19 protein-coding genes and 7 pseudogenes are annotated in these 21,304 nt (G+C 54.2%); 15 read left to right on the top strand and 11 right to left on the bottom strand.

Annotated features, from left to right (window positions below; translation table 11 throughout):
* From PGX04_RS00645 to PGX04_RS00650, 3 genes are all read left to right on the top strand, one after another.
* Positions 1-494: transposase (locus PGX04_RS00645; RefSeq protein ID WP_377042246.1), on the top strand; the 494-nt coding region annotated here is incomplete at its 5' end.
* Positions 495-693: 199 nt separating this feature from the next.
* Positions 694-870, top strand: coding sequence for a HalOD1 output domain-containing protein (locus PGX04_RS34265; protein WP_377042247.1), 177 nt, complete (start codon positions 694-696; stop codon positions 868-870).
* Between the two features lie 233 nt (positions 871-1,103).
* A complete protein-coding gene (locus PGX04_RS00650; protein WP_273736757.1) occupies positions 1,104-1,376 on the top strand; it encodes a hypothetical protein in 273 nt (90 codons plus the stop codon).
* A 182-nt stretch (positions 1,377-1,558) separates the two neighbouring features.
* On the opposite strand, the gene PGX04_RS00655 is transcribed toward PGX04_RS00650, so the two are convergent.
* The 3 genes from PGX04_RS00655 to PGX04_RS34270 form a co-directional block, all read right to left on the bottom strand.
* Positions 1,559-2,137, bottom strand: coding sequence for a DUF5828 family protein (locus PGX04_RS00655; protein ID WP_273736758.1), 579 nt, complete (start codon positions 2,135-2,137; stop codon positions 1,559-1,561).
* A 72-nt stretch (positions 2,138-2,209) separates the two neighbouring features.
* Positions 2,210-3,202: a transposase gene (locus PGX04_RS00660; protein ID WP_273736759.1), complete on the bottom strand. Its 993-nt coding sequence runs from the start codon at positions 3,200-3,202 to the stop codon at positions 2,210-2,212.
* A 198-nt stretch (positions 3,203-3,400) separates the two neighbouring features.
* Positions 3,401-3,625, bottom strand: coding sequence for a helix-turn-helix domain-containing protein (locus PGX04_RS34270; RefSeq protein WP_377042248.1), 225 nt, complete (start codon positions 3,623-3,625; stop codon positions 3,401-3,403).
* Between the two features lie 63 nt (positions 3,626-3,688).
* Between PGX04_RS34270 and PGX04_RS34275 the strand changes: the two are divergent.
* The 4 genes and pseudogenes from PGX04_RS34275 to PGX04_RS00680 all read left to right on the top strand — a co-directional run.
* A pseudogene (locus PGX04_RS34275) lies at positions 3,689-4,386 on the top strand (transposase domain-containing protein).
* A gap of 266 nt (positions 4,387-4,652) precedes the next feature.
* Entirely contained in the window at positions 4,653-5,834 is a 1,182-nt protein-coding gene (locus PGX04_RS00670; RefSeq protein WP_273736761.1) for a tryptophan--tRNA ligase, read from the top strand.
* A gap of 322 nt (positions 5,835-6,156) precedes the next feature.
* Positions 6,157-7,289, top strand: a pseudogene (locus PGX04_RS00675) (IS4 family transposase); the annotation flags it as partial.
* Between the two features lie 217 nt (positions 7,290-7,506).
* Positions 7,507-7,680: pseudogene (locus PGX04_RS00680) on the top strand (integrase core domain-containing protein); the annotation flags it as partial.
* On the opposite strand, the gene PGX04_RS00685 reads toward PGX04_RS00680, so the two are convergent.
* Positions 7,673-8,293 carry a CBS domain-containing protein gene (locus PGX04_RS00685; protein ID WP_273736762.1) on the bottom strand — a complete coding sequence of 207 codons (621 nt, stop codon included), beginning with the start codon at positions 8,291-8,293 and terminating at the stop codon, positions 7,673-7,675. The pseudogene PGX04_RS00680 and the gene PGX04_RS00685 overlap by 8 nt on opposite strands.
* Positions 8,294-8,333: 40 nt before the next feature.
* On the opposite strand from PGX04_RS00685, the gene PGX04_RS00690 reads away from it, so the two are divergent.
* Both PGX04_RS00690 and PGX04_RS00695 read left to right on the top strand, forming a co-directional pair.
* Positions 8,334-8,750: a universal stress protein gene (locus PGX04_RS00690; protein WP_273736763.1), complete on the top strand. Its 417-nt coding sequence runs from the start codon at positions 8,334-8,336 to the stop codon at positions 8,748-8,750.
* 325 nt (positions 8,751-9,075) lie between these two features.
* Positions 9,076-9,270, top strand: coding sequence for a hypothetical protein (locus tag PGX04_RS00695; protein ID WP_273736764.1), 195 nt, complete (start codon positions 9,076-9,078; stop codon positions 9,268-9,270).
* Between the two features lie 203 nt (positions 9,271-9,473).
* Here the strand turns inward: PGX04_RS00695 and PGX04_RS34055 are convergent, their stop codons facing one another.
* Positions 9,474-9,677 carry a universal stress protein gene (locus tag PGX04_RS34055; protein WP_337959436.1) on the bottom strand — a complete coding sequence of 68 codons (204 nt, stop codon included), beginning with the start codon at positions 9,675-9,677 and terminating at the stop codon, positions 9,474-9,476.
* Positions 9,678-10,224: 547 nt separating this feature from the next.
* On the opposite strand from PGX04_RS34055, the pseudogene PGX04_RS00705 reads away from it, so the two are divergent.
* Positions 10,225-10,383, top strand: a pseudogene (locus PGX04_RS00705) (phosphoribosyltransferase); the annotation flags it as partial.
* On the opposite strand, the pseudogene PGX04_RS00710 reads toward PGX04_RS00705, so the two are convergent.
* Positions 10,363-11,256: pseudogene (locus PGX04_RS00710) on the bottom strand (SLC13 family permease); the annotation flags it as partial. The pseudogenes PGX04_RS00705 and PGX04_RS00710 overlap by 21 nt on opposite strands.
* 42 nt (positions 11,257-11,298) lie before the next feature.
* Complete coding sequence (locus PGX04_RS00715; RefSeq protein ID WP_273736765.1) at positions 11,299-11,745, bottom strand: universal stress protein; 447 nt, start codon at positions 11,743-11,745, stop codon at positions 11,299-11,301.
* A gap of 96 nt (positions 11,746-11,841) precedes the next feature.
* On the opposite strand from PGX04_RS00715, the pseudogene PGX04_RS00720 reads away from it, so the two are divergent.
* A pseudogene (locus tag PGX04_RS00720) lies at positions 11,842-13,083 on the top strand (RNA-guided endonuclease InsQ/TnpB family protein).
* 68 nt (positions 13,084-13,151) lie between these two features.
* Here PGX04_RS00720 and PGX04_RS34280 read toward each other — a convergent pair.
* A complete protein-coding gene (locus PGX04_RS34280) occupies positions 13,152-13,544 on the bottom strand; it encodes an Hsp20/alpha crystallin family protein (RefSeq protein WP_377042249.1) in 393 nt (130 codons plus the stop codon).
* A 310-nt stretch (positions 13,545-13,854) separates the two neighbouring features.
* Here PGX04_RS34280 and PGX04_RS00730 point away from each other — a divergent pair, with 310 nt between their 5' ends.
* A complete protein-coding gene (locus PGX04_RS00730) occupies positions 13,855-14,499 on the top strand; it encodes a helix-turn-helix domain-containing protein (RefSeq protein WP_273736767.1) in 645 nt (214 codons plus the stop codon).
* Between the two features lie 51 nt (positions 14,500-14,550).
* Here PGX04_RS00730 and PGX04_RS00735 read toward each other — a convergent pair whose 3' ends face one another.
* Together PGX04_RS00735 and PGX04_RS00740 are read right to left on the bottom strand one after the other, a co-directional pair.
* Positions 14,551-15,144, bottom strand: coding sequence for an HdeD family acid-resistance protein (locus tag PGX04_RS00735; protein WP_273736768.1), 594 nt, complete (start codon positions 15,142-15,144; stop codon positions 14,551-14,553).
* A gap of 472 nt (positions 15,145-15,616) precedes the next feature.
* Positions 15,617-16,950 (bottom strand): annotated as a pseudogene (locus tag PGX04_RS00740) (IS66 family transposase).
* Positions 16,951-17,303: 353 nt separating this feature from the next.
* On the opposite strand from PGX04_RS00740, the gene PGX04_RS00745 reads away from it, so the two are divergent.
* Positions 17,304-18,059, top strand: coding sequence for a potassium channel family protein (locus PGX04_RS00745; RefSeq protein WP_273736769.1), 756 nt, complete (start codon positions 17,304-17,306; stop codon positions 18,057-18,059).
* Positions 18,060-18,168: 109 nt separating this feature from the next.
* Here the strand turns inward: PGX04_RS00745 and PGX04_RS00750 are convergent, their stop codons facing one another.
* Positions 18,169-18,969: a helix-turn-helix transcriptional regulator gene (locus tag PGX04_RS00750; protein WP_465263780.1), complete on the bottom strand. Its 801-nt coding sequence runs from the start codon at positions 18,967-18,969 to the stop codon at positions 18,169-18,171.
* 139 nt (positions 18,970-19,108) lie between these two features.
* Between PGX04_RS00750 and PGX04_RS00755 the strand changes: the two genes are divergently transcribed.
* Both PGX04_RS00755 and PGX04_RS00760 read left to right on the top strand, forming a co-directional pair.
* Positions 19,109-19,933, top strand: a complete 825-nt coding sequence (locus PGX04_RS00755; protein WP_273736771.1) for an IS5 family transposase — start codon at positions 19,109-19,111, stop codon at positions 19,931-19,933.
* Positions 19,934-20,578: 645 nt separating this feature from the next.
* A complete protein-coding gene (locus PGX04_RS00760) occupies positions 20,579-21,259 on the top strand; it encodes a helix-turn-helix domain-containing protein (RefSeq protein WP_273736772.1) in 681 nt (226 codons plus the stop codon).
* Positions 21,260-21,304: the final 45 nt, after the last annotated feature.

The raw sequence follows: 21,304 nt of genomic DNA on the forward strand, positions 1-21,304 counted from the left end.
CCCTTGACAGCACGTTCTTCGACCGAGGTCACGCATCTGCGCACTATCTCACCCGGTCTGATCGGTCAGTAGAGACACTCAAGGTGACGACGTTGACCGATACAGAGTCCCTTGCCGCCCTTGACGTCCAATGTCACGCTCAATGGCGTCATGATACGAAGGCTGGGCCGCAGGTCGTCCGCGTTCCGGCGGACGACCTGAATACTGTCGCCGCCGACAACGGCTTTCAGGACTGGCACTCCGAGTACGAATGTTACTCTCTGGGTATCGAACCGTCGATTCACTACCGTGGGTCGTCTGGAAACGCTGTTAGCAACAACGCACTCATTCGAGAACACGATTATACCCAGCGCTGGATGGCCGAAACGTCGTACTTATCCGTGAAGCGCTCGCTCGGCGATGCCGTGCGAGCGCAAGCCTGGTATCGAGAGTTCCGTGAAATCGTCCTCATCTTCGCCATCAACAACATCGAACAACTTTGTGATCCACTCTGATCCCTACGCCGTACCACTATTCAACACAGCAGTATAATCAGCAAACATGATATCGAACACACAGGAGAATAACGACTGCGTCGACTATGATTCGGCAACTGACACATGCTAAAAGAATCACGATTGGGAAGGGAATAACTCGCTCGCAGAAACGATTATCGCGACGGTATCGGCAGCGACTGGAATCTAACCACTTGCATTGGCGCCTCTAGGTTCGGTAGTCGAATACGAAAGTTTAGAATCATTATTTTCGTCGTCTCAAAATGGCGAGCGACGGCTCATCGGTGGACGAGTGAAATTCACCTTCAGCGGGTGTGAGGTTACGGTGACAGTAGATGGATCCGTCATTGTCCGCTCCGAACCGCGATCCGACTGACGATCGGAAAATAGATAACAACTTCTATTTATCATTTATAATTATTAAAATTCGGTGGTAAATTCGATGGTTCCGATAAATCTCGGATGCGGTCAATTTCAACGATGGGTCCCACTCATCAGGTCGAGTTTCATTTCTACCGGTCTTGGCACCTACAAAACCGTTCCAATATCCCTGCTCAATGAGATGGTGACGTTTTCTCGGTGGTGTCAACAGGAGTTCGATTGCGAACGGTGGCGAAAGTTACATCCTCACCCGACGATTACTCGGGACTGATGACGTACGACTACGCACGCAGTCACGAACATGAATTGGAAGCGGAATACCTCACCGCTGCTGACACCGGTGTCCTCGATCTCTATCAACAGGACGAGTCGCTATTCATCGACGTGGCCGTCCTCTGTCCGACGTGCAGTGAAACGCTTCGATTGTCTGCACACGTAACTGAAGTCGTTGACTCCGATATCGAGCTTCCACTCGAAGAAGCCGATGAAATTTACGATTAAAACGACAGTCCGTGGACGTAGCAATCGATCCCACCGGTTGTTTCTCCACGACGCGAAAAACGTCTTACAGCCGTCCAACCCTAGAACATACTTATCGTCGAACTTTATGCCGCCTATGCTGGACATCTGGAACGGCTCCGTATCTCACCGCCACACGGTTGCCAGGATTGATGCAGGTATTCTTAGAAGCGATCACGCACACAATCTTTCAGGTCGTCGTCGTTAATGTTCACTTCGAAGGCATATGGTTCGTCGGTGTCCCGCGTGCGCTCAATGTTGGCACTGACGAGTTCATTGTCGAAATACACCGGTGAGACCTTCGTCATGACATGTTCGTAAACCGGCTCTTCAACCGTTCGCAACGCTTTCCGCCCTGCGGTGTCGGCCGCACGTGCCGCGCGGCCGAGTAACTTTCGTCCTTTTTTGAGTGCATCATCGAAGTCTCCCTCCGCTAGTTCGGAGACTGATTCTTTCAGTTTTTCTCCTGCCGCACTTACATCTTCTTCCGGTGATGTTCCGACTTTTTCTCCCTCTCCTTCCGACGTACTCGCCAGTTCGGCGGTTTTCTCTTTTACATCTTCATTGAGACGCTCATCAACTTTTGGCCGCCATACCTTCCATTCCTCAAAGTCAGATCCCTCAATATTCTCGTCGGTGAGAGCTTCTGTGATTCGATCACCATGTTCGACGATCGTGTCCCAGTCTCCTTTTTCCTTGAATCCAGCGACACTCTCCTCCATGTATTGGTCGATGCTATCCATTGATATCTATCTTATTCGAAGATGCTAGGAAGTTTCGGATTGACATAATCTGAGGGTGTCATAGAACTCTTCTCACACCGTGATGATCGTGCTTCCCGGATTGTCTCCGCGTTCGTAATTGGTGATAGCGACGACAAGGCGAAGGCACAGAGAAAGAAACACCTGCGCCCGTGCGTGGACGCGGCCTCGGGCGAATGTTCGCCCGAGGCCGCAGTCCTTCACTGATTCATTGGTTCGTTCGACTCCAGTACGGCGATTGTACGTCTCCTCCAACGTGGACTGCTTCAGCTGAACGTCCTCGCCGTGTTGTTCAATGCGGTCTTCGACCCTGTACTCGATGTCTTTCGGGTTGTCGGTGTTTCGTGCGTTGTACGGAGCGACTGGCACGACCCCTGCGGTCAGCAGGTGGTCGTGCCAGTCGAGCGTGTCGTAGGCGCTGTCACCGACCATCCAGATAGGCTTAGCGACGGCGAGCGCGTCACGCGTGACGCGCATCGCCGTCTCCTCTGGCGCTTGCTTACTCTCTGTAAACTCCGCTGCAATCGGGATCTTTTGCCCGGTCGAGACGATTGTACAGCCGTAGCCGTAGTAGTACTCGTCGTCGGTTGGATCGTAGCACTTCGACGCGTCTTGATCGGCGGGCATCGCCCTCACGTCAGTTGAATCAATACAGTAGGTCAACTCGAGCAGGCCGCGGCGGGCGGCCTGCTCGACGAGGTAGGTGAAGACATCGTCAACGACGTGTTCGAGGTCGGTGAGAAAGCGATCGACCGCGTCTCTCGACGGCGGTCGATCGAAGCCACAGCTCAGCCAGACAACCGTGTTTCGAAGCTCTCGTTCAACAGGACGAATGCCGTAAATATCCTTGTAGTAGCAGTGGAGAAAGCCACGCATCAGCTCTGGTGGCCCGTGACCTCGTGTTCGCCCCGTCTCCGCCGGGGCGAACACGTCGAACTCTTCGAGAAACTCGAAAGAGAGGTGCTCAAACAGCGCTAGCGTCTCGGTCTCCACGACATTGAAGAACGAGTCTACCGAAGGATCATCTTGCAGGGTCGCTGAACTCATCCACCTCAGCGTTTACCCTGCTCTTTGGTGTGCTACTCGTTCTATGACACCCTCATAATCTAGTTACAAGATATCGATATGTCTGCAACAGTTTGGACGATATTGTCCCCAAAGTGGCGCGCTTATTCGGAGACACGTAGCGACGTTTTGCTGATCGCTCCACTTACCATGACGCACCAAATCGATCAACAACGTACTCTATACAAGCCGAGCCGTTCCTCGTCGAAGTCGCTCAGAAAGCGCATTTTCGGAGATTCCGAGCTCCGCAGCGATTTCCTCCTGTTTCGCCTCACGAGGGACAGCGTAGTACCCCCGCTTCAGTGCGGTTGTCAACGCCGCTCGTTGTTCCGGTGTCACAGTAAACTCTCGCCGTCTAGGTTCTCTTTCAACGTATATGCGTTTCAATTCGAGATTCGAACTCACTTCCTCAAAGGCACTGCTAGATTGAGGCTGAACTGAACGGAGTTCTTCGAGGGAAGTAGGATGCTGTTCGAAGAACTCCAGATCAAGGTGACAGGTTCTTCAGACGTACCTTTTTGGGTAGTGATCGGACGCGCACGCCAGCCTGGCTGATCAGGCTGGCGTGCGCTGGGCATGCTGCAGCGGCCTCCTTAGCTGAGTGTCGCGATCTCTGCGAGTGGTTCAACGTCAGCCGAACCCGAGCAACCATTCAGCACTGATACCAGTCCTATACCGAGTACTACGATCAAGAGTTCACCGCCGACCCTGCTCGAGTCGCTGTCGACGAGAAACAGGTTCAGTTCGGAGAAGAACGGACGGTTTGGTTGTACGCAGCGATCGATGTTGACTCGAAAGTCGTGCTCCACGCACGACTTTCTGAGCATCGTGGACGGAATCCCGCTGAAACGTTCTTAGAGGAACTCAAAGAGAAACACCGCGTCTCTGACGCGGAATTTCTCGTCGATGGCATGGGAAATCTCACGGCCCTCGCTCGGACCGATCTCACCGGCCATCTTGATTACTCTGAGCGCAACATCGTCGAGAAGCTGTTCCAGACGTACACCATGCGGATCGAACGGTTTCACGTAACCTGGAACGGCAGTCAGGCCAGCACCGAGCGCTGGCTGACTGCCTACACCGCCTACTACAACCACCACCGCAGCCACCAAGAACTGGAGAATCAGACGCCGCTCAAAGCACTCAAACTGGAGAGCTCAATCTAGCAATGCCGCACGTTTAGAATAATCGGTTAGATTGCTCTGCTGATTGCGAGACAAGTAGAGGAACAGAACCTATAAGAGGTGCAACCTCGTCGATGTAAATATGGAGTCCACTTCCCACGTCAATTGCTGGCGTTGGCACGCGTCTCGGGAAGTGGACAGTATCGTGGTTTAGGGTCAGACGGGCTTAACCCGGCGGATTCGACCGCGATGCTGACTCGCTTTCTCAATCGTATCGCCCCCAAAATGACAACAACCATCAAAAACACATGCCAGCAGAAGGCCACTTCACCGTAACGCCATACGCCGTCGAAGGCGACATCGACTACGACCGACTCCTCGATAAGTTCGGAGCTGACGCCCTCACTGCCGAGCAGAAGGCGAAATTCTCCGAACCCGGTCATCCGCTCGTGCGTCGTGACGTTTTCTATGCAGAGCGAGACGTAGACCCGTTCCTTGATGCCGCCAACGAAGGTAAACTGCACTCCATCGTGACGGGACGTGGCCCCTCGGGGCCGATGCACCTCGGCCACATCTTCCCGTTCTACTTCGCCAAGTACCTGCAAGACCAGACGGGAACCCTCGTCTATATCCCGTTCTCTGATGACGAGAAGTACCTCCTTAAAGATAAGTCGCTGGGCGAGATTAGCGACTACACCCGCGAGAACCTCCTTGACCTTCTCGCGGTTGGGTTCGACCCCGAGCGAACCCGAATCATCGTAGACACGGCTGACGCTGACGTGGTGTATCCTTTAGCAACTGCGTTTGCCAAGGAAGTAACTCAATCGACCGTGGACGCAACATATGGGGAACCCGAGAATATCGGTCTCTCGTTCTACCCTGCTGTCCAAGCCACGCACCTTCTCCTACCACAACTTGTGGAGGGTCGCCATCCGACGCTCGTCCCGATTGCGGTTGACCAAGACCCCCACGTTCGAGTCTGCCGTGACATCGCGGCCAAGCAACGGTATGACGTGGCCAAGCCCGGTGCCTTGCTCTCGAAGTTCCTCCCGAGCCTCGAAGGGCCGGGGAAGATGAGTTCGTCCGACGACGCACCGAGCATCCTCCTATCTGATGACCGAGGAACGGTCTTCGACAAAATCAGTACTCACGCTTACTCTGGCGGGCAGACTAGTCTCGAAGAGCATCGAGAACAGGGAGGGAACCCCGAGGTGGATGTCTCGTATCAGTTCTTGTATTACTTCTTCGAAGAAAGTGATGAGCAGGTGGAACGGCTTGCACGCGAGTATCAAGAGGGGTCGCTCCTGAGTGGTGAACTCAAAGAGATGGCGGCAGAGAATATTGCGAATTTCCTCGAAGCACATCAAGAACGTCGTAGGGCACTCGGCCCGCTTGAAAAAGAGTTGGAACAGTACCGCCTGACAGAGAGTGAGCGGCAGGATGCACGGCGACGGGCAGGATATCCCGACAATTCTCTGGTTCAGCAATAGACGCACCCACAGGAACCTTCCACCTCTAAAATTCCCAAGACTATATACAATCCATTTCTCGTGCTACCCAGTAGTGTCGGTCGCTCAACCTACTGAATCACCGCCTGATAATAACAGATATTTTATATTTGCCGTCAGCGGCGAGACCTACAAGGGAGTATCCACTTCCTCACCTAGTATGACGAGAAGCCCGATTTCGTCGAAGTCCTACGGAACGCCTTCTTCCGCGACGAAACCTACGGTGATGCTGTCCCGTTTCGAGTATTTAAATTCGATGTGAGTTCGTTAGCTCCGGGCAATGGGTACACAGATCGACAGCATTTCTCCATCAACTGTTGGGGCTGAGTTCTACTCGCTGCTCGACGCAGTCGACAGCGAGTTCATTGCCGACGACTTCGAAATCGGAACACACACCGCTAGACACGATTTTAACAACCACCTCAAAGTCGCCATCTTCGAAGGAGTCAACCCATCCGACTCACTTGCTGAACTCGTCGAGAAAACGACCATCTATGACGAGTTGACGTACATGGCTGGTTCAATCTTCTCCAGGTTGACGAACGACCGCGCGGTAGTCGCGGTCGTTCGTCTGTTCTTGGAATTGCTTCATTCACCACAGCTCTATCACCAACGCGGAGTTCAACGGAAACGACTTGACTGGCTCGATCGTGCCGTTGTAGCAACTGATGCGACTAATTTGAATCCCACTAGATCAGTTGCAGTTCCAAGCGAACGCCATGACACCGAAATTCTCCATAAGATTGATCCCGGTGAGAAAGGGCTCCATCTCAATCTTTCCGCGCGTGTCGATGGCGACGCCAAGCACCCGCTTGGCGTCACCATCACGCCGGGCGTAATGCGTGAGCCAACTCAGTTCAAGCATCTCCAGAGCGACGTCGAGGTCTTTGCAGAGCTCGACTCGCCAATCCACGTCTTCGACCGCGGTTACCTTGATTATGACCGGTTCTGTGACCTCAAAGAGCGTGAAACGGACTTCATCTGTCTCCTCCAAGCAGATGCTCGTGTCGACGTCCTGGAACACATCTAGGACGTCGAGATTACCGACGAGCAGGGGACACGAGTTCTCCATGATGAATTGATTGAGCTTGCTGAGACTGGCAAGCAATTCCGCCGCATTGTCTTCGAAGACGTCGATGGCGAGGAACTCGCGTACCTGATGACGTTGTCGTCAGCGTACGCACCTGTTGAAGTGATGAGCATCTACACGCTTCGCACGATGATCGAGATACTCTTCCGAGAACTCAAGCAGTACACGAATATCGAGAGCTTTCACTCCCAGTCGTTGAATGGCGTTCTCTTCGAGATTTTCTGTACGCTGATCGGATACGTATTGGTTGAGTGGTTCCGGCACGCCACCCGTTACAGGGTGGCGTGCAGGAAGTAATCCGAACGATCCGCACCCGGTGGAACACATCGCTGCGAACCTACGGCTGAATCCGCCTCACGACGACTGGAGCGCCGCCGCTATGAGAGGCGGCACTCCTCAGTCCATACGTTTCTCGTCTACATCTGGTGGATGATTCAAGTTGAACGCTCTCTCTCTCTCGACTATTTTCCTTGAGAATAGTGTACTATTCAAGCATAGGTGCAGTCTTTCGACGGATTCTGTTGGATGGTTGCTCGGTAACTTTATCAACTCGAAACGGGACAGATCGAAAAGTGGTTTCACACTTTCAAAATTCGAGTCGCCCGTTTCCATAACTCATGGGTGGGCAGTCGGTCGAGCGCCCGTAAATGGATTGAACAGTTCGTGCATTACTACAACCATCAGAGACTGCATCAATCGCTTGATGGACGAACGCCAGCTGATGAGGTGCTCAACTAGACAGTGCCGCTAATAATATCCGTCCACGATCGTTGTTCTTCCGTTTTGAGTTCTCCCATACGTACCGGAAAGGTGCTGAGACAGATAGACGAGGGGGGAGGGGTGCGCGTTGCATCTCCGCGAGCACCACGTCAGACGGCATGGTTTCGGGGACGTGGATCGTCGGTCGCATCACGTCCGCGAGTTCGAGTTCATCCGGTTCACGCGCGCCGTAATCTCGTTCCCGGAGCAGATCGCAGACGTGGACCGTTCCGACGACGCTGTCAAGCCTCCCATCAAACACAAGGAGGTGCGTGAACCCGCTGTGCGCACAGATCTGGAGCGCTGTTTCGAGTGAGTCGGTCGTCGATACCGCCATGACGTCCGGGCGGGGAACCATGATCGCGCTCACCGGCGTCTCGTCGAATCTGAACGTGCGGCGCAACCGGTCGCGTTCGCCGGGCTCGATGGCTCCGGCGCACTCTCCGGCATCGATCAATTTCTGAAGTTCGCTGTGAGTGAGGTAGGCCGACTCGATCGACGTCCCGGCGCCGACGAACCACTCGTTGTCGAGATCCAGTACGTCGTCGCCGTCGAGCGCGGTGAGGGATCCGGTGAGCGAGTCGTCGTCCACACTACGGGTTCCGATTCGAACACGACCACGAAGGGACGGGATGGACGTCCTCATTCCGAGCGACGATTCCGAACCGGCGATGAAAGCCGTCGAACACACCGTCCGAGAGTATCCGGACGCGGCTCTCACGCTGTTACACGTGATTGACCCGTCTATTGGGGCGTACGGTGAGGGTGGGGTATATGCGTACGACTCGCTACTCGAGGTACGGCGCGAGGCTGTCGACGAACTGCTCGAGAACGCAGCCGAGATCGCAGCAGACCACGACGGTTCCGTCGAGCGCGAAACCGTCGTCGGTTCCCCTGGTAACGAGATCGTGGCCGTTGCGGAGTCGAAAGACGTCGATCACATCGTCGTCGGCAGCCACGGCCGCTCGGGTGCCTCTCGCGTGTTGCTCGGAAGCGTCGCCGAAAGGGTCGTCCGTCGGGCCTCGGTCCCCGTGATGATCGTTCGGTGACTCGTCGCTGCTACTCCTCGCCTTCGTCCTTGCGGAGGAAGAGTTCGGTGAGAAGCGGCACGAATCCGCCGATGACCAGGAGGACGAGTCCGAATCCTCAGACGGCGTCGATCCCCTCGAGGGTTCCGTAGCTGACGATCGGCAGGATAACAGGATCAGGAGAAACGTGATTCCATCGAGGTTCAGTGGATCGACGCGGGTCTCGGTCATACTCCATCTCCGATGAAGACGTATCCGTTCACCCCGATCGTGATCAGCCCCACGAGGACGAACACGAGCGCGACCCAGGGGATCGTGACTCCGAAGCACTTCACCCTCTTCGCCCATGATGCCGACGGTTCCGAGCACCACGTTCGAGGGGGAGATGGCGTTGCCGACAGCGCTACTCGTCATCTGTCCGCTGAGGATCGTCCATGTGGACGAGGTCCATCGCGGTCTCCTCTTGAAACGGCGAGAACATCATGTTCGAGGCAGTGATGTCCCCGATATTGAAGCCCTCGAGGATCCCGAAACGGTGTAGTGAGCCTCGATGAACGTCTCACGACGGGACTCCAGGTGAGTGCAGTGAGACCACAGCGCCGACCGATCGGCCGAATGATACGTAACAGAGTATTACTCGGAGATATAATCACAGCATCGATTACACACGTACTAGTGTAATATTCTGCAACGTGTCCAATCAGTTGTTACCGGTGCCAACCTCATCTTACTGCCGGCAGAGGACTACGACTCGAGCGTGCGGACGGTCAGTACAGGGACGCTCGCGCTGGGAACCACGCGCTGGGAAACGCTCCCGACGAGGAGTCGCTCGAGGCTCGATTTGCTCTCGGTTCCCATCACGAGCGCGCCGACGGCGTCGCAGTCGGTGTACTCGAGAATGACCTCGTGCGCCGCCCCGTGTGCGACCGTTCGTTCGATACCGCGCACGTCGGCTCAATCCGCGATCTCTGTCGTCGTTTTCGAACTGGATCTCGGTTGCGTCAGAACTCATGTCGACGGCGTACAGCACGTGCAATCTGGCATCGGCGAACGAGAGCGCGTTCGGTCGCGACTGCCGATCCCGTCCAGCCGTCGGTCGCAAGGTACATGTCGTCGACTCGCTCGTTGTCCTACGATGCGTCGGGGCTACCCGAGAGAACGGGCTAATGTGCCTCACGGATTACCGCGAGCGCGACGCTCCCGAGCAACACCTGCTGTAAGAACGTCATCGTACATAGCACTCCGTACGGTAACGGCCGTCTTGGCTCTGTGGAAAGCCATATTCCGTTACAGATCCGCCTTCGAAGAACTGGAACGGACGAGGGCCGTCGAGATCGTTTCTCTCATCATCCGTCGTCGGTTCTCGTATGATTGATTCGCTTGATTCTCGGCGGTCCAATCGATACTGGCGACAGCTCGTGACCGACGTGATCGTTCCCGTCCGACAGGAGTTACCCTGGCGTTGTATGCTCTCTCGTCTCGTTTCTTCAGGTCGATGACGGCATCTCGCAGATTCCAGGATCGAACGGAAGCGGGAGAGTTCCTCGCTGAAGAACTTCGTGAGTGAGGGGTTGATGCGGATCTCGTCCTGGCCATCCCGCGTGGCGGCCTCCCGCTCGGCCAGGCGGTCGCCGCCGAACTCGAGGCGAGTCTCCTGTCGTGGGGTGGCCAACCGATCTCCATCGCGGACGGCCTGAACGCTGTCGACCTCCGCGCCGAGCAGTTCAGTCGCGTCGCCGACCGCGCCCCCGATGAGTGGCGAGTCGCGGACGATTTCCACGTCGACGATATAGTTGCTGGCCTCGTAGGTCTCGGCATAGTCTGCATGCGGTGGCACGCGCTCGGGCAGGAGGTAATGCCCGATGAAGATCAGGTACAACGCCCCCACGACGACGACGATCACGCCCAGTTGCGTGAACTCAAACATTGAGAATCGGTGGAGTTCAGGGTACTCGCTCCCGAGGCGGGCGCTAATATCACTCGCAAGGATGTTGGTTGAACTTCCAATGAGCGTGAGCATGCCGCCGACCTGTGCGGCATACGACAGCGGGATGAGTAGCTTCGACGGAGAGGTGTTCCCTCGGCTCGCGAGATCAGTCACGACAGGGACAAGTAGAGCCACGACGGGCGTATTATTGAGAAACCCGGACGCCGGACTCGTCGCGAGAACAGTGGCGAACAGCTGTTTCCGGATGTTGTCACCCGCGAACGCTGCCATTCGACGTCCGAGTTCCTGAACAAGTCCCGTCCGTGCGATACCCCCGCTCAGGATGAGCATCGCCAGCACCGTAATTGTCGCGTCGTTGGCAAATCCCGAAATACCGGTACTCGAATCGATGCCCGTCAATGGCTCTAGTACGACGAGAATGACGATCAACAGAATTGCAGTCACGTCGACCGGCAACCATTCAATGAGAAAAAACGTGAGCGCGAGCGTGACGACACCTAGCACGACGAGGATGTCGACTGTGAGTTCCGGCTGTGCCGCAAGCTCTTGGGCGAGCGGCACATAGACCGAACTCAACATAAGACGATCCACACCAACGTTCCCGTGCCTCCACTCTGACCTTCATCTATCATCTGTCGTATCTCGATCCGGGATCGGGACCACGTAAACGGGCGTGTCGGACCATCGAACCACCGACTCACAGACGCTTCTACGGAGAACGCGATCGATGCCGGTACGACCATGCGTTCCCATCACGATAAGGTCGATGCCTCGGTTGGTAGCGTACTCACAGATTACCTGTGATGGCAATCCCACGGCAATGGAGATTGCAACCGAGGAGACACGGGAGTCCGCCGCTCGGTCGGTGACGTCATCGGCTACAGTCTGGCTTTCAGTTTCAAACCGTTCGAACATCACGTCTCGTTCGGCGGATGAACTTTGATCTGTAACAGCCAGGACGTGAAGTGTAGCATCGCTTTCCTCGGCAAATTCTATCGCCGGAGCAATCGCGTTTGCCGTTGCTTCGCTTTCATCGATTGGCAGGAGGATCCGTTCTACCCTCGGCATAGTAGATTTCTATTCGCGGCCGGAACGGATAGAGAGGACGGTTGAACCAGAAACCGCGCTATCAATACTGAACATATCTCTAACCAACAGAAAGCGATGGAACACAGTCACCGCTACCACGCCTACCCGACACAAGAGATAGTGGAACGACTGGAACACCATCTCGACGTTCATCGCCAACTCTACAACCACGTCCGCAGGGATTACGAGAACAGCCCTGAAAACGACAAGCCGAGTGAGTAGGACCAGAACAACGAACTCCCCGAGTGGAAACGCAAGTGGCCTGTGTTCGGTGAACTCCACTCGAAAGCCGCGCAAGCCACTGTCGCTCGCTTCCATCGCAATCTCTCGAATCTTCGCAAGGCGAAGGAGAAGGGACGCAAAGTCGGTCGGCTCAAACGGCAAGCACCCAGCGAGTACTGGAGTGTGACGTACAACCAGTCTGGCTTCGACCTCGATGAAAAGAGGGGCCGTGACAGGTTTGCTTATGTCCGCTTCAGCAAAATTGGCTGGGTCAAAATCCGCTACCATCGCCCGATTCCTGACCGCGCTTTGATCAAGGAAGTCACATTCAAGAAAGAAACGACCGGTGAATGGTTCGTCTCCTTCGGGTTAGAAACCGACAATACTGACCTTCCCGAGAAACCCGACGTGGACTCGCTTGATGCGAACAACAGCGTCGGAGTTGACCTCGGCATCCTCAACTACATCCACACGAGCGACGGGAAGACGGTAGACTGGCTTGGCCTCGAAGACGAATACGACCGCCTCCGACGCGAACAACGCAAACTCTCGCGGAAGGAGCAGGGGTCAAACAACTCCGAGAAACAACGAGTTGAAGTCGCCAAGGTCAAGCGTCGGATTCGTCGCAAGGTACTGGACTACCAGCACAAAATCACAACGTGGCTCGTCCGCGAGTACGATGCCGTGTTCGTGGAAGACCTCGATGTGACTGGGATGCTTCAGGGTGATGGGAACGCTCGGAACAAGCAGGATGCGTCGTGGTGATAGTTCATCACCATGCTCGAATACAAGGCCGACCTGTACGGCTGTCACATCGTGCAGGTCGAAGCACGAGGCACTACCAAAGAGTGTGCATCGTGCGGTGTGGAAACGGTAAAACCCATCTGGGTCAGGGAACACTCCTGTCCGAGTTGTGGATTCGAGACGGGCAGAGACGCGAACGCGGCGATGAACGTCTTACAACGCGGTTTTTCTGAATTAGGGCTGGGATGGCCCGAATCAACGCCCGTGGAAACTGTGACCGCTACGGGCACGACTCACTTCGAGTCCGTGTCTGCAAGTCATGTCGTAGAAACGGGAAGCCTCGGAGCTTGACCCCGAGGCGATTCATGATTTGCTTTTCGGAAGAGTGGAGATTGTGCTGAAGGAGTAGTCGGCAGCGATTAGTCGATCTCGATTCGGTTGCTTTCGGAGTCCGACGGGTCCACTTTCGGGAGCGTGACACTGAGGACACCGTTGTGGTATCTCGAAGACACCTGGTCCTCGTCGACTTCTTCCGGCAAACGAACAGAGCCGATCACGGATCGATTCTCTCGCTCATTCCGAAGATAGGAATCGTCCTCTTCCACTTCAAGTTCTTCGTGCTCCGCATGGATGAAGAGGACGTTCTCACGGAGACGGAGATCTATCTCGTCCTTTTCGAATCCAGGGAGATCCGCAACGACGAGGTAATCGTCGCCACGGTCCAGTAGGTCGATGTCCAGTTCCCGAACCGCCCCGGAGAGTTGTTCTAGCATTCGATTCACCGTGCTGATTGGACGTGTACTCTGGGCCATGTGCTATTGTGCTCCTCGTAAGGGGCAAGGGGTACGCCCCCCAAGCTAGAGTGCTACTCGCTAGCGAAAAACAGTGGAGGTTGATACGGCTACCCAATTATACGGCCGGCCGATCCGGGTGACCTATCGATCGAAAATCAGTCGAGTTTCTATCGGCTTTGAAACTCCAAAAGACCATAGGAGCAACCGTGATGCTGGGATTCAATGCTTGGTATGGTACTTTTCTCCCAAACTACCTGTTCACACTGCCTTGAAGACCCGTGCGATAGGATGGTATTACCTTGAAGGACCGTGCGATAGGATAGCACACATGGCAGATATAGTCGAGTTCACGATCCAGGCTAAGGAGTTTCAGTTCGGTCAAGTCCTCACACGCGGTCCGCGGGTGAACACCAAACTCGAACGAGTCATTCCAGTTGGGCGAAGAGCGGCTCCGTATATCTGGGTGGAAACCAATGACGTTGGCGGCTTCGAGGAGGCCATCCAAGCAGAGGGCTCGGTCAAAAACCTCAAAAGGATCGACGAGATCAACGGCCGCTCTCTTTATCGAATTTGGTGGCAGGGAAGGAATAGTCTCTTCACCGGTATCCTTCGGACAAATGGAATGATAATTCAGGCGAGCGGAGGTAATGTTTGGAAGTTCCGACTCCTATTTTCGGACCGCGACAACCTCCGCAATTTCCACCGCTACTGCGTGGAGAATGGTATCACAATGAATATAGAGGCCGTCTATACCCTGACGAAGGAGGAGTATCCCGATCGGATGTTCGGATTGACCTCGGACCAGGAGGAGGCGCTCGTGAAGGCGGCCGGAATGGGATATTTCGAATCGCCGAGCAAAGTTTCACTCCGGGAAGTAGGAAACGAACTCGGAATCAGCTCGCAGGCAACCTCGAAACGCATTCGAGGCGGGGTCGAGAAACTCGTGACGAACGTGCTCCTGACCCCCAACTGAAACATCGGATGCGGACGATTGCCGTCTTTGTCCGATGAGGTCGTCACGGGTTCATGTGGGTACAGTCGCTTCCGTCGCCGCTCGCTCGTCCGCCTGCCACCGACGTAGGCGCCAGGCGAGGGCGAGCAACAGGGCTCCAAAGACGATGGCATACGCGGCGATGAGCCAGATTACCGCGAGCGCGCCTGGCCCCGGTAGGAAGACGAGGAGGAGGCCAAAGACCACCGACACGAGGCCGCCCAGAGCGAGCCACCATTCGTCGTCGATCTCTTCCCGGAGCTTCACCGCCGCATACAACTCGAATGCGCCGGTGACGATGGACCACACGGCGATCAAGAAAAGGAGAGCGACGGCCGTGATGCCCGGCCACACGAAGGCAACTATCCCCGTAATGATTCCGAGGATACCCTCGACGAGAAATGGCCAGGCCGAGTCACGATTTTCCGCAGTTCGATACGCACTCACGAACGCGAATACACCGTCAACGATGGCATACGTGCCGAAAAGTAACACCAGCATGAACAGCGTAACCCCCGGCCAGAGAAACGACAATATCCCGAATATGATGGCGGCGATTCCGCGAAGACCGACTGCCCACCAGTTTTGTCCTGTGACGTCGAGTATGTTCTCAGTGGCGTGGCTCATGATAGTACCTGACAGCTAGAGCTGACGGTGTACAGATTCAAACCACGGAGAGTTGCTGGAGCCACCCACTTATATGCTGTGGCGACAGGTTGAGCCACGACTGGATATACGTGGGTCCCAGTCGAATATCTCCGACATGGTCGCGACATATCCAAATCTCTCAGTGCTCGTCATTCTCGCGTTGTCGCTGCTGATCGTCTAAATAGGCTCGATAGGCCTTGTTTAGACGCTCGTGAGAACAGCTCTATGTCGGTCTTCGGACGGTATATGCGTGTTATATCGTTGAGAGTTTTGACTGCGGACTGAGCCGATAGCGTTCCCACATCTCCGATAGAACAGTTGAATCGACGAAATGTCGAGACAAGCTTCTGTTCGTCATCTCCGTTTCCTACTTTCGCATGACTAGACCCGGATTATAGGTCTATCACCCTCGAATTCCCGCGTCTAAATACGGCCGACTCGGTATATGAGCTTACCCCGAAGTCTCGACAGCTGGCATAGCGTGAGCCCGTGAGATCATCTCATTGTTGTTGACGACTCGGCGAAGTTCTTCGTAGGGATTGCGTCCCTGCTGGCGCCATAGTGCCAGCAGGGACAAGAGCGTCTCGTGAACAAACATACCTCGATTGGTACGGAGTGTCCCGATGATTTTCCGGAGAGCGACTGGTTCACCTTCGTCGGTGAGCCAGTGGCCGATCCCTCCTTCGATTTTCCTGAATAGTGTTGCCACTGTCTCGTCGGTTACTGACCACTCAACGAGCGATCTAAGCCCGTTCTGGCATGATCGGTGCATCCGTGCTCTCTCACGAGGGCTGGGGTCGGTCTCCAGTCGTGGCTGGAGACCGACGAACATCTGCTTGAGATACCGGTGAACCGGTTCTGCCTCCTCGTGGTCACTAGCAACGTTTTCGGCTTCTCGAAGATGTGCCCAGCATCGCTGAAGATTACCGCTGAACGCTGGATATGCCGTCCACCCATCGCAGATGACCGTTCCCGCGAAGTACTCGCCGAGGACTTCCGCGGGAACATCACTTCCACGACTCTCTCTCTCTTACGGCGTATAGCGTGTGCTCGCTCGTCCGAAACGTCCAGATCCACGCTTGCTCACCCTCGCGTTTGATACCGGTTTCGTCAACGTGAACGATCTCTGCTTGCTGAATCTGTCTTCGAATCTGTTCGTATTCGCAGCGACCGGGGCGCGCAGCGCGCTCGGTCGCGTGCCACGCGGACGCGCCCGAGAGTTCTAACCCGTACAGTTGCTCGAAGCGATCAGCGATTTTCCGGTAGGGGAGGCGGTGATCGTGTCGAGAAAGTGTTGCTTGGGAGATGACGTTCACCCCGAACTGCCCCGATGAGGGGGAGTCGGGGTGTGTAGCAACGGTTTCTGTCCCACAAAAGTCGCATTGGTAGCAGTGGGGTTGTACTGGGTAACTTCTGGGGGGCTGCGGATCAGAGATCTCCTCGACGAGTCGGGGGCTCACGCCCACCGACTCGCCGAAGTGTTCTCACACTCGGAACAACAGCCGCAAGTGACCTCGATTTCTTCATCGGGATCAGCCGTAGAACGCCACTCTGGGTCGTGATCATCTTTTCGACCGGGAGTACCACCGTCAGTTCGGACATCGTCGTCCTGCGAGGTCGGGGACTTGTCAGTCCCCAACCGTCGCTTACTTGGCGGTGTGTGTGGATTCTCGTACTTGCGAAGCTGTGCTTCAAGTTTATCAATCCGCTCGTCCTTCTCTTGCAGCTGCTCTCGGAGCTGTGCGTTCTCTTGCTCAATCTTTTGACTCGTTGTTCAAGTTGCAGGGACTGTTCGTCTCCCCTCGGTCAGTGTGTCGATGTATCCCGTGCACAGATTCTGTCGTTCGCAATACTACGATTGCTCTAACGCTCACAGTTTCGGATTGAATCCCCACCGGTTCAAGGCACTTCTCCCAACTACTTGCTCTATTTCTGCTCATCCCGGACGAAACAATCGAATGTGCATGGGAAATTGCACAAATTTTAGTGCTACTAAAGAGCGTCACCGCTCCCAAGCGGCTAACCCGGTGGGAAATCGCTAGCTCAGTCAGGCGGTATCAATGTTGAGACGACGATATCGACACATTCGCCTGCAGTCAACACGAGCATTTTACTCACTGGTGGTGGAATGCCTCAACATGGTCGCCACTTATCAAATCCTTTCGCTACTGCTCATTTTCGCACTTTCATTGCTTATTGTGCGGATCGGTTCAGTTGCTCTTCGCATGACTGGTCTGTCACCCGATGTGGCCTCATTTCAAGCGGCATCCGCCTTCTCTGGAGCTGGATTCACAACGGAAGAGGCGGAACAGACCGTGACAACGCCCGCAAGGCGATCGACAGTGAAGACGCTCATTCGGCTAGGGAGTATCGGCTTGGTTAGTGGGCTCACATCTCTCCTCCTATCGTTCACTAACGCTAATGAAGAGAATCTCCGTACCTTACTGTATATTCTTGGGGGTGTCGTTCTGCTCATTCTTTTTGCATGGAGTCAGTGGATCAATAGCCTCATGACGCCAATCATTGAGTGGGCACTCAGCCGGACGACAGACTTTAACATTCGGGATTATACGAGAGTACTCGGCCTACAAAACGAGTATCGTATTGCTGAAGTAGACGTTGACGAAGACGAGTGGTTAGCCAATGATACCGCCGAGGAATTGAACCTCGCCGATGAGGGAGTGATTCTGCTTGGGATTGAGCGCGGCGAGGACTACATTGGCGCTCCAGGGCCCGATACGGAGATTCGGCCGGGAGATACCGTTGTTCTCTACGGAAAAGAAGATCGGTTACAAGAAATTTCAAACCGTAACAAAGGAAACATCGATGCGCACGAAGATGCAATTGAAGAACACGAAGATATCCTTGACGAGCAAGAACAGGTCATTGATTAGAAATCCTAGTCATTTGAAAAAATCTGACTCTCTGTAAGATCCGCTCATTATTAGATTACCATTTAAAATAACACATTCGGTTCATTATAAAGACAATATACGTATTTATCTACTTAGGTCTTCTAGAGAATTGATCATTACTAAGAAAACTAGCTTCACGTTGGTACTGTTTAAATGTCTTTTCAGCCCATGAGAGAGTCCTTTTATCATCCGAAATGATCCCCCCAATGATATTATCGAAATCCCCGGTGACGAGGATCATAACCGACTGATCGGCGATTAAAACAATGTGTAGAAACTCTCCATCATAGTGATATATATTGGTTCCAGTCTCGATTGAGCGCTGGATATAGGAAGATAGTTGTTGGTCTTCACTGGCCGCTTTCACTGCCGCAGTTGATAACACGACCTCCGCCGGATCCAAAGCCGATGACGCACGTTTATTGGTTGCGCGGAGACCTTCCTCAAATATTGAATGGGTGAGAATCTGTAACTGGTCTGCACTCTGTGCTATCTCACTCATACGCCTGATAGGTGCGTTGGAATCACCGTGACTTGCGCGAACGACCTCTGCTTGACCGAACGGCCGAAGATCAGCAGGTAATTCCTCAGATGACAGGTTGACGATAAAATCTCTCAGTTGCTGTGTGGCCTCAACAGTTTGGAGAAATAACTCGAAGCCATTGATGAGTGTGCGTCCGAGTTGAGTGATCTGATATTCTTGTCCTTCTTGTTCTATCCACAGACGATCTTCCAGATCCTGAAGGATTTGGACCATCGTCACACGAGATACGCTAATCGACTCAGTCAATTCTTGGCATTCACGTGGGCCGTCCAGTAACATTCGAAGGACTCGCACACGACTCTCTGAGCGCACGAGAAATTCGGCATCATCAAAGGGAGATTCCATGGGTGCGATCAGTTCTCTGCATCGCCGGTACCTTGCTCACAGTGTTCACATCTCTTAGCTTGGCTCTGGTGAATCGCTAGATGGAGCTGACTTGATCCGTCACAACTAGGGAGTTGAAGCGGGAAACGACGGGTGATTCATGTCCAAAATTTCCCGCTTCACTGGGAAGGTAGTGACGTTGGCTAAAAGTGCTGTTGGTGGCCGAGGCGAATCCGCCGCCCCGCAGGGTGGCAGCGGATTCGCCGACTACGCCGTCGTTTCGCTGCATTGTCTGCGGATTTACTTGGAGAAATCCTACCGCGAAGCGCTTGATCTCCTGAGCGAGATGCCACAAATACTGGCGGAGATCGGCCTTGAGAAGGCCGATCTCCCTGATCACTCGACGCTAGTGAAGGCGTTTGACAGGATCAAGATGGCGGTCTGGAGAGTGCTGCTGCGCCTGTCGGCGCAGCTCCACGAGCCATCTGATCACGCTGCGATGGACGCGACGTTTTTCGACCGCGAAAACGCCAGCAAACACTACTGCCGACGGACGAATTACCGCGTGCAGACGCTCAAAACAACCGCTCTCGTCGACACAGCGTCACAAGCTGTCCTCGACGTTCACTGTACGACCGAGAAACGGCACGACACCCAGCTCGGCTGGCAACTCGCCAGCCGCAACGCGGGCGAGTTGCACAGCCTTGCCGCTGACAAAGGCTACGATTGGCAGCAATTACGCGATAAGTTGAGGGAAGAAGGCGTGAGATCGCTAATCAAGCATCGTGAGTTCCGTCCCATCGATCACGCGCATAACGCGCGAATCGATGGAACTCTCTACAGGCAGAGAGCGTTATCTGAGACCGTCTTCTCGGTGATCAAGCGCACGCTCGATGACGCCGTGCGTGCGCGATCCTGGTATCGAGAATTCCGTGAAATCGTTCTGATGTGTGCCGTCTACAACATCAAGCGTGCTGTGAGCTAGGCAAATCCAACGCTGTAGGGCGATTCACCACGGCCCTTAGCTTCTCTTTGACTTTTACCTTTACATACTAAATGGGCAGCAACACTGAAAAGGGTATCGTAAACCGAAAGGAGCTCGGTATATTCTACATGGTGTTTTAAGTAATAAGCAGAGAACAGTTAATTTCCCTCAAGGTGTGGCTATCTTCTTTAGGCGAGAGAATCCCGCCGTTCACGGCGGGCGTGAATCGCCGCCCGGTAAACTTACGTGTTCTGTGGGCGTACTGGGTGCTGACCGACGCGGCATGTCCGCGCTTATACCGGGACAATCGGACAATATCGGAGTTCCGACCCAAGTCTCGCGGGTATCCCCCGCGTGATAGGCGAGGATACCGACGTAAAACAAGCCAGATAACTCCGAATCCTTCGCTGGATAGGAGTAACGGTCGCGTGGCCCGGCCAGCACCCCGTCGGGTGTTAAACCGTAACTCTTCCAAATCAGCAAGCCTTCGCTTGTGGGAAGCCCCGGCGTTTACGCCGGGGAGGAGGTCACAGGCACGTCTGTAGCGATAAGAACAGATCTCAACGTGAGATGGACCGGCATAGTACTGCATTCGAACGGTCTGAGGAGCAGACGTCCAGCGGCACGAATAACTGGTGACAAGACATGAGTACGATAATTGAAATAAACATCCCAGGAGACGGTTTCGCCCTCGGAGAGACAATGCGGGAGTTCAAAGGGGTTGAATTCAAAATAGAGCGTATCGTCGCGCAGAACGGCCATGTTTTACCGTATGTGTGGGCCAACGAGATTAATTCCGATTCACTTGAAACAGCATTCGATAACGATTCAAGCGTAACGAGTTTCGAATCAATCGCCGATCTCGGGAGTGAACGGCTCTACCGGATGAACTGGAACGATCAAGTCCATACATTCATTCAGCGACTTGTCAATGATCATGTTATGGTTTTAGCTCTAACAAGTGTGAACGAACAGTGGCATTTTCGCCTCCTGGTTACTAATCGAGATGCGCTTACTACTCCTCTTGAGTTCCGCCAAGCGACGGATGTCCCAGTAACGATAACTGGTGTATACGAATTAAACGAGAACTACAAGGGCAGATTTGGATTTACTGAGAAGCAGCAAAAAGCACTCCTGCACTCCTACGAACGTGGTTATTACGAAATCCCACGTAATATTTCGGTTCGCGAGCTCAGTTCTGAACTAGGCATTAGTCATCAAGCGTACTCGGAACGACTCCGAAGAGGGCATATGAATCTCATTAGACATGCATTTGTTGTTAATTCAGATACTGGAGCCGAAACTGGCAGGGGCAAGGAATTGTGACCGTGGGCAAAAGACATCAGAGTGAGATTCTAACATTTTATAACT

The sequence above is a fragment of the Natrinema soli genome (assembly GCF_028618695.1).

Excerpts from the sequence above, each read along its gene's own strand:
- PGX04_RS00655 (WP_273736758.1), bottom strand. The coding sequence starts at position 2,137 with ATGGATAGCATCGACCAATACATGGAGGAGAGTGTCGCTGGATTCAAG.
- PGX04_RS00660 (WP_273736759.1), bottom strand. The coding sequence starts at position 3,202 with ATGAGTTCAGCGACCCTGCAAGATGATCCTTCGGTAGACTCGTTCTTC.
- PGX04_RS00670 (WP_273736761.1), top strand. The coding sequence starts at position 4,653 with ATGCCAGCAGAAGGCCACTTCACCGTAACGCCATACGCCGTCGAAGGC.
- PGX04_RS00690 (WP_273736763.1), top strand. The coding sequence starts at position 8,334 with ATGGACGTCCTCATTCCGAGCGACGATTCCGAACCGGCGATGAAAGCC.
- PGX04_RS00695 (WP_273736764.1), top strand. The coding sequence starts at position 9,076 with ATGATGCCGACGGTTCCGAGCACCACGTTCGAGGGGGAGATGGCGTTG.
- PGX04_RS00715 (WP_273736765.1), bottom strand. The coding sequence starts at position 11,745 with ATGCCGAGGGTAGAACGGATCCTCCTGCCAATCGATGAAAGCGAAGCA.
- PGX04_RS34280 (WP_377042249.1), bottom strand. The coding sequence starts at position 13,544 with ATGGCCCAGAGTACACGTCCAATCAGCACGGTGAATCGAATGCTAGAA.
- PGX04_RS00730 (WP_273736767.1), top strand. The coding sequence starts at position 13,855 with ATGGCAGATATAGTCGAGTTCACGATCCAGGCTAAGGAGTTTCAGTTC.
- PGX04_RS00735 (WP_273736768.1), bottom strand. The coding sequence starts at position 15,144 with ATGAGCCACGCCACTGAGAACATACTCGACGTCACAGGACAAAACTGG.
- PGX04_RS00745 (WP_273736769.1), top strand. The coding sequence starts at position 17,304 with ATGGTCGCCACTTATCAAATCCTTTCGCTACTGCTCATTTTCGCACTT.
- PGX04_RS00750 (WP_465263780.1), bottom strand. The coding sequence starts at position 18,969 with ATGGAATCTCCCTTTGATGATGCCGAATTTCTCGTGCGCTCAGAGAGT.
- PGX04_RS00755 (WP_273736771.1), top strand. The coding sequence starts at position 19,109 with ATGTCCAAAATTTCCCGCTTCACTGGGAAGGTAGTGACGTTGGCTAAA.
- PGX04_RS00760 (WP_273736772.1), top strand. The coding sequence starts at position 20,579 with ATGAGTACGATAATTGAAATAAACATCCCAGGAGACGGTTTCGCCCTC.